This is a genomic window from Piscibacillus sp. B03 (assembly GCF_052246295.1).
Classification (GTDB): domain Bacteria; phylum Bacillota; class Bacilli; order Bacillales; family Alkalibacillaceae; genus Piscibacillus.
Map to the genome: position 1 here is coordinate 63,895 of NZ_JBQQCO010000008.1, position 12,665 is coordinate 76,559.

The following is a 12,665-nucleotide window of genomic DNA, read 5'->3' on the forward strand; positions in this document are numbered from 1 at the left end:
TGACGTTTTTTAAAAATCTAATTTATTCAATGACTTTGGTTGCAGCACGCTCTAGGCGGTTCATTAATGCTTCACCGATGCCATCTTTTGAAAAACTTTCTGCTAACACGAGGTCGGTATCCATTTGATCTATTTGACGAAGCGCATCATATAAGTTGCTTGTGATGGACGACAAATCATCGCGTGAACCGAGAATAAGTGCATCATTGACCCCGAGCTCATCTGCTCGTTCTTGGCTTACTAAAAATGTCACGCGTCCAGCAACTTCTTCAGCTACATTTTTCATCCTATCTGCGCCCCCACGAACAATCCAAATTGGAGCGTCTGGCGCGTAATGTTTATACTTCATGCCTGGGGAACGTGGTTGTTCATCTTTTTTCACTTTTGAAGGTGCTATATCGACTGCTCCGATTACCGCTTCAATATCGGATTGGGTCACGCCACCCGGACGTAAGATCATCGGACGATCAAGTGTACAATCAATGACGGTTGACTCAACGCCAACACCGGTTCTTCCACCATCGACAATGCCCGCAATTCGTCCATTCAAATCATGATAAACGTGATCAGCCGTCGTAGGACTCGGCTTACCTGATCGGTTTGCACTCGGTGCCGCAACGGGTAGTTCGCTCGTTTTCAGTAAGGCAAGTGCAATTGGATGGTCTGGCATGCGCAGGCCCACCGTTTCAAGTCCTGCCGTCACGTTTTTGGCAAGTGTGCCATTCGACGGTAAAATAATCGTTAACGGCCCAGGCCAAAAAGCATCCATCAATTTGGATGCTCTTTCTGGTATATGCGTTACATATTTTTCTAAAACATCGGTCGAACCAATATGAACAATCAGTGGGTTATCCGCAGGACGACCTTTTGCATCAAAAATGGCTTGTACTGCTTGTTCATTGGTTGCATCCGCTCCAAGGCCATAGACGGTTTCTGTCGGAAAAGCGACCGTTTGTCCTTCCTTTAACTGGTTCGCCGCTTCCTCAATTTGTGTATCTGGTAAAGTATCAATTTTCCAAACGTCTGTATGTAAATGAGCCATACGTGATCTCCTTTGCTGCTAGGTCATATTCACATGATATTATATCACGCATGGCTGGTAAACTTATAACTCCTTCACAAACCAATCCACATCGCTTGGGTCGTGAACCGGAGCTTCGTACGTTTCTTTAAAACGATTCATTTCTAGAAGTGGAGACGTCGATGAATCTTGAACGTGTACATATAATTCTTTGAACTTTTGCGACCTTGCCTTTTCCGACACCCAATCGAATACCATAATCAGCATGGCTGGATTCGTCTGTTCGCTCATTACCAGGCGGCGTAGCCATACTTTTTTATCATTAATTGGGTAAAGCACGAAAAATCCCAGTTGCTGACCGTCCAACTCCAAGAAGTAGCCATGTTCTTTTACCCAAGATTCTTTGAAAAGTTCCTTATCCTTCTCCTGCTTAAATAACGAATCGTAATCCTTAGGTTCTTGTTCCTTTACCGGCGTAATATTGACCATCATCTCACTCTCCTCAAATCTAGTATCTCTATCAATTTATGTACGAGTATGAGTAAATATGATGATTTAATAGAAAAAATTTAATAGTTTGTCCGATCGTTAGGCAAAAATTCCTTTGAGCCAGTCCCATAAAAAGAATGATACTTCAACTTCTTCCTCATCATCTTCTTCTGACTGCTCCTCCTCTTCCTTATCGTGTTCTAAAACGGTCGTGCCGTTATCAAAATCAACGAAGCAAAGTGGCGGGAATAGAACGCACCACCAGTTGTCACCATCACCTTTACCTATCGTGATTAAAATCGCTTCATATGTGCCGCCTGGGTACACGTAGCGATCGTACACTTTATCTGGAAATTCAACCTCTCCAAAATCTACTGAGAAAGATTGATTGCCAACCGTGTCAGCCACAATTGATTCAATTTGATCAAGATTAGTTTGGATAATCTCGCGCGCATCCTCAATCGATGTTAATTCCTCGACCCATTCTGTAATCTCTGCGTTTACTTTGTCACGAACTTCGCGCTTCAACTCTTGATCCGTATCACTATTTGAGTTTGCTAGAATGCGTAGACGAATCGCCTCATCTGGAATGACTTGGTACCCTGATTCTTCTGTAGGCTGCGACTCTGCTACTGACTCCATATAAACGAATTGAATGACTAGAACTAGTGCAATCCCCATTAGAATGTACTTCATCTCAATCAACCTTTCTCGTAATCTAGTAATTTTACAATCATTATGAACAGGGTTGATAGAGTTTATACATGGATCCCAAAAAAAGTCTTGCCACTTTGGAAGATTATGTTTATGATAGTTTTTAAAAACTTATGAGGGGGCGTTTTCATGTTTGTGCATCAAGTAGATGAGAAAGTGTCGTTAAGGTTGGTGGACCTCGGGGATGCTGAAGAACTTTTTAAATTGACCGATGCTTCGCGTGACCATCTTCGTACTTGGCTGCCTTGGCTCGACAAGACGAAGACGAAAGACGATACAGTCGAATATATTAAGTTTAGTAAAAAGTTATATGCTGAGAATAAGGGCATGAATGCTGTGATTTTATATAACGGCGAGATGGCTGGAGTTGCAGGTTTCAACGAACTAGATTGGACTAATGGCATTGCCTATATTGGATATTGGCTTGGAGCTGATTTTACCGGGAAAGGGATCATGACACGTGCAGCTGGTGCTTTAACGAATTATGCGCTAGGTGAGCTTGGTATGAATAAGGTTGATATTCGAGCGGCTGAACATAATCGCGGCAGTCGTGGGGTACCAGAGCGACTTGGATTTACTCAAGAAGGCCGCATTCGGAGTGGCGAGTGGCTTTACGATCATTATGTCGACCATATTGTTTATGGCATGTTGAAAGATGAGTGGATGAAATAAAAGGAAGAGGCTGGGACAAAAGATATCTTATCCTTAGAGAAGACGAATATTAGGAGTCAAGTTACTCCTAATATTCGTCTTCAATTTTTAGCTGCGTCAAAATGCTTCGCTTTCCGCAGGCACGACTTCAACTTCCCCAAACTCACTTTCGTTCGTTTGGCGTGATTTTCAGCTCGTGCTGTTCCTGCAGGAGTCTGCGCATTTTGACTACGCTAATAAAACTCAATATTCGTTTTTTTGTTAAGCTACTTTTCTTTTGTCCCAGCCTCATTTTTGGGACATTAGGATGTGGTTTTTGGGCTCGAAATTTGTCGAAACTGGGCATCACCTCAATTTTATGAGACATTGAGAGCCATTTATAAGACATTCAGCTGTTTTTATAGGACATTGTGCCACATAACTATACGATTTTTGCCATTAATGTCTTGTAAAACTTGAAATCTAGCTTCAGGAAAAGCTTTTTGGATAAGCTTTGGAACCGATTCCCCTTGATCGTGACCAATTTCAAACGCAACAAGCCTTGGCGTTTTTTTCAAAAGTCGAATTTGCTTAATGATTTCGTGGTAAGCCGCAAGCCCATGGTCATCTGCAAACAATGCGAGCTCTGGGTCGTGCATCACCGTTTCCGATAACGTCGTTCGATCGGACTCCGGAATATATGGTGGATTGGAGATTACGACGTCTATATTCTCATTCATGACGGGTTCTAAAAAATTCCCTTGCTCAAACTGGACATCGGCATCCAAACGATTGGCATTGTCCTGTGCGACCAAGAGCGCGTCCTGACTAATATCGGTTGCAATGACATTAAGGTCCGGTAGCTCTTTTTTCAACGTAAGAGCGATGATGCCACTTCCAGTCCCGACATCAACAACCGTGTCATCAGGCTTAAGCTCTGGCTTCACAGCTTCAATTAATTCCTCGGTCTCAGGGCGCGGAATCAACACATGTTCGTTCACCTGAAACGTCCGACCGTAAAATTCGGTTTTACCTGTAAAATGCTCAAGCGGCTTTCCGGTTTTGGCATGTTCGAGAATCCATGACTCATACGTGTTCCATTGATTAAGCGGTTCACGCTGGATTAATAAAAACTCTGCTAAATCCATGTCCAATAAATGCATGAGCATCAAATCAGCCACACGTGGTTCTCGATTATGTTTTTCTAAAAAAGAAGAAGCCCATACGCGGGCCTCTTTAACAGTCATACTCACTTTATTCACCGACTTCTTCAAGTTTCTTCGTCTGCTCTTCGATGATGAGCGCGTCTAGAACCTCATCTAGCTTACCTTCCATCACTTGGTCTAACTTGTTGATGGTCAAACCAATGCGGTGGTCGGTAACACGACTTTGCGGATAGTTATATGTGCGAATACGCTCAGAACGATCGCCCGTACCGACAGCTGACTTACGGTTTTCATCATACTCAGCCTGCGCTTCTTGTTGGAACTTTTCATAGATACGCGCACGAAGTACTTTCATCGCTTTTTCTTTGTTTTTAATCTGTGACTTTTCATCCTGACAAGACACTACAACGCCTGTCGGTTCGTGAGTTAAACGAACAGCTGACATTGTCGTGTTAACACTCTGCCCACCTGGACCAGATGAAGCGAACGTGTCAACGCGAATATCTTTTTCATTAATATCCACTTCAACTTCTTCTGCTTCAGGCAAAACAGCTACTGTCGCAGTCGACGTGTGTATTCGGCCACCTGATTCAGTTTCAGGTACACGTTGTACACGGTGAGCTCCGTTTTCATATTTTAACTTCGAATAAGCACCACGGCCGTTTACCATGAAAATGATTTCTTTATAACCACCCATGTCGGCTTCGTGATAATCGATAACTTCTGTTTTCCAGCCCTTGCTTTCCGCGTAACGCGAGTACATACGGTATAGGTTTGCTGCGAATAATGCCGCTTCCTCGCCACCCGCTGCACCACGGACTTCCATAATAACGTTTTTCTCATCGTTCGGGTCTTTCGGAATAAGTAACAGCTTCATCTCTTGCTCAAGCTCTTCCACTTCCGGTTCAAGCTCGGATAATTCCTCACGGGCCATTTCTCGAAGGTCCTCATCCGATTCATCTTCTAAAATACTTTTAGATTCTTTAATCGACTCCGTTACCTCTTTGTAACGACGATATTTTTCAACCACTTCTTGTAAATCCGATTGTTCTTTCGAATACTCACGTAATTTTTTTGAATCATTGATGACTTCAGGGTCCATCAACAGTTCCGTTAATTTATTATAACGGTCTTCAATATGCTGTAATTTATCGAACATTTCCGTACACCTCTGCTTTACTATACATACTCCACATTATATCATATCACAAATGTGAAAAATATTTCGCATGTTATCGGTAAATTTATGAGACATTACTGGTAGAAAAAAGCTTAAATGCAGTTCTGCATTTAAGCTTTATAGCTTGTGCGCTTTGTATAAACACGTTTTGACGATCTTGGGTGGTTTGGAACTTCGTGATGGTGACGACAACGAGGCTCGTACGATTCGGATGCACCAACTAAAATAATTGGGTCATCGTATGATGCGGGCTCACCGTCAATTAGGCGCTGCGTTCTGCTGGCGGGAGAGCCGCAGACCGGACAAATAGCATTTAGTTTCGTTACCGTTTCGCTAAAAGCCATTAAGTCTGGCATCGGGCCAAACGGTTCACCACGGAAATCTTGGTCAAGACCTGCTGCAATCACGCGAATACCACGATCCGCTAAATTTTGGGCGACTTGTACAATGCCATCATCAAAAAATTGGGCTTCATCTATGCCAACGATGTCGATTTCTTCTGTGATGTACTGTTCGATTTGGCTCGAGTCATCAATAGGACGAGCGATCACTGAATCTCCGTTATGGGATACGACCGATTCATCGTCATAACGGTTATCCAATGCTGGTTTAAAAACAATTACCTTTTGATTACCATAAGTCGCACGGCGAACGCGACGAATTAATTCTTCTGATTTTCCAGAAAACATACTTCCACAAATGACTTCTAACCAGCCTTTGTGTTCCATCACATACATCATGATTGGGCACCTCTTTGCATTCGTTATTGTTATTATAGGTAAATTAGGTCCTATGTACTAATTTTTCGTGTAGAAAAATTTGGCTCCACCAAATTAGGTGAAGCGAATCTTTTCTTATTAAAATTAAAGCAATAGGCGGACGCTTTCCGCGGGCACGGCTCGAGCCTCCTCGGCAGATAAGCGCTGCCTGTGGGGTCTCGAGACTCGTGCTGTTCCCGCAGGAGTCGCCGCCATTTTCCTTTTACAAACAAATATATAAAGTAAAATTAAAAAAGCTGACCGTTCTTGCTAAGACACCATGTGTAAGGTTATATCTTGTTATAACGTTTACGATGGTGTTCAGCAATTGTGAACGGCCAGCCTCATTTTTAAAACACCCTAAATTAGTTAAGGTTGTATTTCTTCTTGAATCGATCTACACGTCCACCAACTTTGTCAGCTTTTTGCTTACCAGTGTAGAACGGGTGAGAAGCTGAACTGATTTCAACACGGATTAATGGGTACGTGTTACCGTCTTCCCATTCAATTGTTTCTTCAGATTCTAAAGTAGAACCAGTTAAGAATTTGAAATCAGAGCTTGTGTCTAAGAATACAACTTTACGGTATTCTGGATGGATATCGTTTTTCATGCTATTACACTCCTTCTTGCCCTGAATCCTGTGGAAACAGAGTTGTTTAACCGTCTTTTGACGGGAGAAAACTATCTTTTCATACAGAGTGATTATATCAACTGCTTATCATTTTTGCAAGAAGTTTTTATCTACGAGAACCTTTCATTTCATCATCCATGATTTTGAAAAATTCATCGTTCGTTTTCGACTGACGTAGGCGACGTAGGAATCGCTCTAAGAAATCGTTTTGATCCTGCATTGTTTTGCGGATGGCCCACATTTTATCCAGCTGTTCTTTTGGTAGTAAAAGTTCTTCTTTTCTTGTACCAGAACGTAATACGTCGATCGCTGGGAAAATTCTTCGGTTCGCTAGATGACGGTCTAAGTGAAGCTCCATGTTACCTGTACCTTTGAATTCTTCGTAAATGACGTCGTCCATGCGTGAGCCAGTATCAACGAGTGCTGTTGCTAAAACGGTTAAGCTTCCGCCTTCTTCGATGTTACGCGCCGCACCAAAGAATCGCTTCGGACGGTGGAATGACGCTGGGTCAATACCACCGGAAAGTGTACGACCACTTGGCGGGATTACTAAGTTGTACGCACGTGCTAGTCTTGTAATCGAATCTAGTAGGATTACAACATCTTGCTTGTGCTCAACTAAACGCATTGCACGCTCAAGAACAAGCTCAGACACTTTAATATGGTTTTCTGGTACTTCATCAAAAGTTGAGCTTACAACATCAACATCGTCCCCAACAGAACGCTCGATGTCAGTTACTTCTTCAGGACGCTCATCGATAAGTAAGATAATTAATTTAGTATCAGGATGTTTTTCCGTAATACTGTTCGCCACTTCTTTAAGGATTGTTGTTTTACCCGCTTTTGGCGGCGCAACAATTAATCCACGCTGACCAAAACCAACCGGCGCCATCATATCAATAATTCGCGTTGATAGCATATTACTCTTTGTTTCTAATGTCATTTTACGATCTGGATATAGTGCTGTTAGACCTGGGAAGTGAATACGTTCTTTTGCACTTTCCGGATCATCCCCGTTGACAGCATCGACGTGTAGAAGTCCGAAATAACGCTCATTTTCCTTAGGCGGACGCGCTTTACCCGACACTAAATCCCCATTTCTTAAATCAAAACGACGAATTTGCGATGCCGATATGTAAATATCCTCAGGGCTCGGCGCATAGTTAATCGGTCTTAAGAAACCAAAACCTTCGTTCGGAATGATTTCTAACACGCCATCCACGAACATCTTGCCGTCCTTCTCTGCTTGCGCTTTTAATATCGCAAAAATTAATTCTTTTTTATTCAGTTTTGCATAATAAGAAACACCAAAATCACGCGCAAGAGCATACAGCTCCTTCAACGTCTTCGTTTCTAATTCTGCAATCGTTAAAGTCTGTTCAGCCACAATTACACCACTCTTTAATATATTTTATTTTTATCATTTTATATGGATTAAAACTTGGAATGTCTCATGAAGTGAGATTAAGGGATCCATTGAGGTTGGCTACCACTCTATTCTATCCTTTTTTGCGGGAGGTTACAAGTGAGATTTTGAAATACTTGTGGCAGTGCGAGGTTATCTAATACTTTTTGTGATTTATCTACCCCTTTTTAAAATATATCTACCCCGAAATTTGTCGACGGAGTAAAAATGGCTATTTTATCTACCCCAAAATTCAATTTATCTAACTAAAGTTGACGTAAATAAGAAATCATGTGATTAAAGTCTTCATCATAATTAAAATCTAATATATATGTGGTTCCTTTATTAGTTCCGATTTTCTTATCCGTAAAGCGATATAGATTTTTTCTCATGAAGTGCGTGTTATTTTCGCCGAGCCACAATCGAGCTTTTTCATTGGTGATTTGTGGACCATAGATAAGGAAATAATCCTTTAAACCTCTCATTAATCCACCAGGGTCTTGGTTACTACAATTTTTGCAGATGTAGGTGTTTCGCTCTCGCACCATCGATTTCTTAAAACAATTTAAACAGACCACTCCTGGTGCGAAGTCATTTTCTTCAATTTTATATTTATGCATAAGTGATGGATCTAACGGATTATTCTCGGTGATGAGTATTTCCATTAAGTTTTCTGGATTTATGACGTGAGGATGATTTTGATAACGTTTCTGTAACTCCTGATACTCATAGGCAAGTTTATGGCCGTAAATAATTTGTGAGCTCGTTTGATTATCGCGCTTTAGAATTCCATTTTGATTTACTAGACATACTAACGTTTCGATCGGCACGTGATACCCTTTTAGTTTAAGCCATTCGCTAAGTAATTCTCGTTGGCGTTCAACCTGCAGTGTGGGATCTTGATAAAGCTTTACCTGGTCTTCAAATACTTGAATTAATCCGCCTGAGTCATGATCCAAATACAGTGTACCTCTGTAATTTTTCACTTCAATAATGAGTAAAAATTGGTTTGTAATAAGTAGTAGGTCGATCTCAAAATTTTGACCTTGATAATAAAGTCGAAGGTTATAAAACCTGAGGTAGTTTTTATAAACAATGGGGTACAGAAAATAGTTGATGGATTTTTCACCTTTGTGGCCAGCTTTATACATGGATAAATCTTTCTTCAGTAATGTGTAACCTACATGCGTCGGATTCAAATTAAACAAATAAGCAAGTTGCCTTAGTAATTTAATTGGTAAATCAGAAGTTTTTCCCATAGTTCACCCTCCTTTTGATAACAAAAGGATTGCGTATCTAAATTGTGGTGTCAACGGGTAGAAAATTGGATTTTCTCTTATAGGAAAAACGGTTTTTCTGGGTGAAAATGTCGCAAACAAACAATTTCTAATAGGAAAATTAAAAAACACACTTTTTATCTAACCCTTTTTGTAATTTATCTACCCCTTTTTAAAATATATCTACCCCGAAATTTGTCGACGGAGTAAAAATGGCTATTTTATCTACCCCTAAACACAATTTATCTAACTTTAGCCAAAAAAAACGTTTCCGACCCAAGCCGGAAACGCTCCATGTGGAATTATTGATCAGTAAACACGAGGTTTGGTTTTTTCTTTAGGCTGTGTTTGCCGTCGATGAAACGGACGGTGCCTGATTTGGCACGCATAACGAGTGTTTCGGTTGTTGCGATGCCGCCTTTAAATTGAACGCCTTTAAGGAGTTCGCCGTCAGTGATGCCAGTTGCAGCAAAGATAGCGTCGTCGCCTCCACAAAGGTCTTCCATGCGTAACACTTTATTGACGTCTTCGATGCCCATCTTGCGGCAGCGCTCGACTTGTTCATCGTTTTTTGGTACGAGGCGTCCTTGGATTTCACCGCCAAGGCACTTCAATCCAACTGCTGCTAATACGCCTTCTGGTGCACCGCCTTCTCCAAATAAAATGTCAACGCCTGTGTCATCAAAGGCTGTGTTAATGGCACCTGCTACGTCGCCTTCTGGGATCAATTTAATGCGGGCGCCCGCTGCACGGATTTCATCAATGATTGCTTGGTGACGTGGGCGGTTTAAGACCGTGGCTACGACATCTTCAACGTCCTTGCCTTTAGCTTTGGCAACAGCTTTTAAGTTGTCCGTCACTGATGCGTTTAGGTCAATAGTACCAACGGCTTCTGGGCCAACAGCGATTTTTTGCATGTACATGTCTGGTGCGTGTAACATTTTGCCACGGTCAGCAATGGCAACAACTGCTAGAGCATTCCATGAACCTTCTGCTACAATGTTCGTACCTTCAACCGGGTCTACTGCGATGTCCACTTTAGGATTTTCCGCACTCCCTAGCTCTTCCCCTATGTATAACATCGGTGCTTCGTCACGTTCACCTTCACCGATGACAACACGGCCGTCCATAGGAATTGTGTCAAATACTGTACGCATTGCTTCTGTTGCTGCGTTATCGGCTTCTTCTTTTTCTCCGCGACCCATCCAACGTGCTGAAGCTAATGCTGCGGCCTCAGTCACACGTACAATTTCCATTGATAAACTTCTTTCCATGTTAAAAAGCTCCTCCCCTAAAATGACACGTTATGAATTTTGGTACTGCTTGATTTCTTCATCCGTTAAATCTTCACGCCAAACTTTCGCGCCTAAGTTTTCTAACTTCTGACTTAAATTTGCATATCCACGATCAATGTGTTCAACACCAACAATTTCAGTAACACCTTTGGCCATGAGACCGGCAACCACAAGTGATGCCCCTGCGCGTAGGTCGGTTGCTTTAACTTTTGCACCTTCTAATTGCGTTGGACCTGTAATTACAGCCGAGCTACCCTCAACTTTAATATTCGCATTCATTCTGCGCAGTTCATCTACGTGTTTAAAACGAGCTGAATAAATCGTATCAGTCACAATGCTTGTTCCTGTCGACTGTGTTAACAGTGCTGTAAAAGGCTGTTGCAGATCTGTTGGAAAACCTGGGTAGACTAGCGTTTTAATATCGACGCTCGATAAAACTTTATCCGTCGTAATAATTAAACGGTCATCTTCTTCAACGATTTTAACACCCATTTCGCGCAATTTAGCCGTTAACGACTCTAAGTGAATCGGAATGACATTATCAACGACTACTTCTTTCCCCATAGATGCCGCGATAATCGTGTACGTCCCTGCCTCAATACGGTCTGGGATGATCGTGTGCTGACAACCGTTTAGTTTATCAACACCTTGAATTCGAATGACGTCCGTACCGGCACCCTTAATGTTGGCACCCATGCTGTTCAGAAGCGTTGCTACGTCAATGATCTCTGGCTCTTTTGCTGCGTTCTCAATAACCGTTTTCCCTTTTGCGCGAACAGCTGCAAGCATAATATTAATCGTTGCGCCCACACTAACAACATCTAAGTAAATTTTAGCGCCACGAAGCTCATCTGCTCTTAAATAAATCGCACCTTGTTCGTTGGTTACTTGAGCACCTAATGCTTCAAATCCTTTAATATGCTGATCGATTGGTCTAGGGCCTAAGTTACAACCTCCAGGCATACCAATAACAGCCTTCTTAAAACGCCCAAGCATTGCGCCCATAAAATAGTAAGACGCTCTTAACTTTTTAACTCGGCCGTTCGGTAAAGGCATTGAAACCATGCTTGAAGAATCAATGGTGACATCTTCACCATTTTGCTCTACCTTACCCCCGATATCTTCTAAAAGGCCTTTTAATGTTTGGATATCTGAGATGTCTGGGAGACCTTCTAAAGTTACTTCACCTTCAGCCAAAATCGTTGCCGGGAGTAAAGCAACGGCACTATTTTTGGCTCCACTAACTCGCACTTGACCTTGTAACGTGTGTCCACCTTCGATGAGTAATTTTTCCATTAAATAAGACTCCTCTTAAAATAATCTACCCTTATTATGTGAAAAAGGTTGAAAAAAATGCTTGTTACTTATTGGCTTGCTCCCAATCCGCTAAGAACTTCTCGATTCCTTGATCTGTTAAAGGATGCTTCACTAATTGCTCAATAACTTTAAATGGAATTGTCGCGATGTGCGCACCGTGTAACGCTGCTTCTGTCACGTGCATTGGGTGGCGTACACTCGCTGCGATAATTTCTGATTCAATTCCGTGACGGTCAAAAATTTCTGCAATCTCAGCAATTAAATTCATACCATTTTGACCAATGTCATCTAGACGGCCTAAGAATGGCGAAACATATGTCGCACCTGCACGAGCTGCTAGTAACGCTTGGTTTGCTGAGAAGACTAGAGTAACGTTTGTTTTTACTCCCTGGTCTGTTAAGGCTTTACATGCTTTTAAGCCTTCTAATGTCATAGGTAGTTTAATCGTGATGTTCGGAGCGATTTTTACTAGCTCCTCTGCTTCTTTTAACATGCCTTGAGCATCTTCAGAAATAACTTCTGCGCTGACTGACCCTTCTGTCACAACTTCAGTAATTTCTTTTAAACGATCGTGAAAAGATACGTTTTCTTTTGCCACTAAAGAAGGGTTTGTTGTGACACCTGCTAAGATGCCTAAGCTATGCGCTTCTTTAATCTCATTAATATTCGCTGTATCAATAAAAAATTTCATGATTTGCCTCCTAAAAAATTTTGCTACGTCAAAATGCTTCGCTTTCCTCAGGCACGGCATCAACTTCCCCAAACTCACATCCGTTCGTTT

At 41.8% G+C, this 12,665-nt stretch carries 13 protein-coding genes; 1 reads left to right on the top strand and 12 read right to left on the bottom strand.

The window, feature by feature from the left end; translation table 11 throughout:
• Positions 1-22 precede the first annotated feature (22 nt).
• From ACTWQB_RS07225 to spoIIR, 3 genes are all read right to left on the bottom strand, one after another.
• Entirely contained in the window at positions 23-1,042 is a 1,020-nt protein-coding gene (locus ACTWQB_RS07225) for an L-threonylcarbamoyladenylate synthase (protein ID WP_443138518.1), read from the bottom strand.
• A gap of 63 nt (positions 1,043-1,105) precedes the next feature.
• A complete protein-coding gene (locus tag ACTWQB_RS07230) occupies positions 1,106-1,513 on the bottom strand; it encodes a hypothetical protein (protein WP_443138519.1) in 408 nt (135 codons plus the stop codon).
• 96 nt (positions 1,514-1,609) lie between these two features.
• A complete protein-coding gene (gene spoIIR, locus ACTWQB_RS07235) occupies positions 1,610-2,206 on the bottom strand; it encodes a stage II sporulation protein R (protein WP_443138520.1) in 597 nt (198 codons plus the stop codon).
• A 147-nt stretch (positions 2,207-2,353) separates the two neighbouring features.
• Between spoIIR and ACTWQB_RS07240 the strand changes: the two genes are divergently transcribed.
• Entirely contained in the window at positions 2,354-2,896 is a 543-nt protein-coding gene (locus ACTWQB_RS07240) for a GNAT family N-acetyltransferase (protein WP_443138521.1), read from the top strand.
• Between the two features lie 377 nt (positions 2,897-3,273).
• On the opposite strand, the gene prmC is transcribed toward ACTWQB_RS07240, so the two are convergent.
• The 9 genes from prmC to fsa all read right to left on the bottom strand — a co-directional run bounded on the left by prmC (position 3,274) and on the right by fsa (position 12,575).
• Positions 3,274-4,101: a peptide chain release factor N(5)-glutamine methyltransferase gene (gene prmC, locus ACTWQB_RS07245; RefSeq protein ID WP_443138522.1), complete on the bottom strand. Its 828-nt coding sequence runs from the start codon at positions 4,099-4,101 to the stop codon at positions 3,274-3,276.
• 7 nt (positions 4,102-4,108) lie between these two features.
• Entirely contained in the window at positions 4,109-5,179 is a 1,071-nt protein-coding gene (prfA, locus tag ACTWQB_RS07250; RefSeq protein ID WP_443138523.1) for a peptide chain release factor 1, read from the bottom strand.
• A 131-nt stretch (positions 5,180-5,310) separates the two neighbouring features.
• The gene (locus tag ACTWQB_RS07255; protein ID WP_443138576.1) at positions 5,311-5,937 is read right to left on the bottom strand and encodes a thymidine kinase; all 627 of its coding nucleotides are present in this window, start codon (positions 5,935-5,937) and stop codon (positions 5,311-5,313) included.
• A 386-nt stretch (positions 5,938-6,323) separates the two neighbouring features.
• Entirely contained in the window at positions 6,324-6,569 is a 246-nt protein-coding gene (locus ACTWQB_RS07260) for a type B 50S ribosomal protein L31 (RefSeq protein WP_054754793.1), read from the bottom strand.
• 127 nt (positions 6,570-6,696) lie between these two features.
• The gene (gene rho, locus ACTWQB_RS07265; protein WP_443138524.1) at positions 6,697-7,977 is read right to left on the bottom strand and encodes a transcription termination factor Rho; all 1,281 of its coding nucleotides are present in this window, start codon (positions 7,975-7,977) and stop codon (positions 6,697-6,699) included.
• Positions 7,978-8,261: 284 nt separating this feature from the next.
• Complete coding sequence (locus ACTWQB_RS07270; protein ID WP_443138525.1) at positions 8,262-9,254, bottom strand: nuclease-related domain-containing protein; 993 nt, start codon at positions 9,252-9,254, stop codon at positions 8,262-8,264.
• Positions 9,255-9,574: 320 nt separating this feature from the next.
• Positions 9,575-10,546 (bottom strand): class II fructose-bisphosphatase, encoded by a 972-nt coding sequence (glpX, locus tag ACTWQB_RS07275; protein ID WP_443138526.1) that lies wholly within the window; start codon positions 10,544-10,546, stop codon positions 9,575-9,577.
• Between the two features lie 30 nt (positions 10,547-10,576).
• Positions 10,577-11,863, bottom strand: a complete 1,287-nt coding sequence (locus ACTWQB_RS07280) for a UDP-N-acetylglucosamine 1-carboxyvinyltransferase (protein ID WP_443138527.1) — start codon at positions 11,861-11,863, stop codon at positions 10,577-10,579.
• Between the two features lie 64 nt (positions 11,864-11,927).
• On the bottom strand, positions 11,928-12,575 hold the full coding sequence (fsa, locus tag ACTWQB_RS07285) for a fructose-6-phosphate aldolase (protein ID WP_443138528.1): 648 nt from the start codon (positions 12,573-12,575) through the stop codon (positions 11,928-11,930).
• Positions 12,576-12,665: the final 90 nt, after the last annotated feature.

Bases quoted from the DNA above. Each gene is read 5' to 3' on its own strand.
- ACTWQB_RS07225 (WP_443138518.1), bottom strand. From the start codon at position 1,042: ATGGCTCATTTACATACAGACGTTTGGAAAATTGATACTTTACCAGAT.
- ACTWQB_RS07230 (WP_443138519.1), bottom strand. From the start codon at position 1,513: ATGATGGTCAATATTACGCCGGTAAAGGAACAAGAACCTAAGGATTAC.
- spoIIR (WP_443138520.1), bottom strand. From the start codon at position 2,206: ATGAAGTACATTCTAATGGGGATTGCACTAGTTCTAGTCATTCAATTC.
- ACTWQB_RS07240 (WP_443138521.1), top strand. From the start codon at position 2,354: ATGTTTGTGCATCAAGTAGATGAGAAAGTGTCGTTAAGGTTGGTGGAC.
- prmC (WP_443138522.1), bottom strand. From the start codon at position 4,101: ATGACTGTTAAAGAGGCCCGCGTATGGGCTTCTTCTTTTTTAGAAAAA.
- prfA (WP_443138523.1), bottom strand. From the start codon at position 5,179: ATGTTCGATAAATTACAGCATATTGAAGACCGTTATAATAAATTAACG.
- ACTWQB_RS07255 (WP_443138576.1), bottom strand. From the start codon at position 5,937: ATGTATGTGATGGAACACAAAGGCTGGTTAGAAGTCATTTGTGGAAGT.
- ACTWQB_RS07260 (WP_054754793.1), bottom strand. From the start codon at position 6,569: ATGAAAAACGATATCCATCCAGAATACCGTAAAGTTGTATTCTTAGAC.
- ACTWQB_RS07270 (WP_443138525.1), bottom strand. From the start codon at position 9,254: ATGGGAAAAACTTCTGATTTACCAATTAAATTACTAAGGCAACTTGCT.
- glpX (WP_443138526.1), bottom strand. From the start codon at position 10,546: ATGGAAAGAAGTTTATCAATGGAAATTGTACGTGTGACTGAGGCCGCA.
- ACTWQB_RS07280 (WP_443138527.1), bottom strand. From the start codon at position 11,863: ATGGAAAAATTACTCATCGAAGGTGGACACACGTTACAAGGTCAAGTG.
- fsa (WP_443138528.1), bottom strand. From the start codon at position 12,575: ATGAAATTTTTTATTGATACAGCGAATATTAATGAGATTAAAGAAGCG.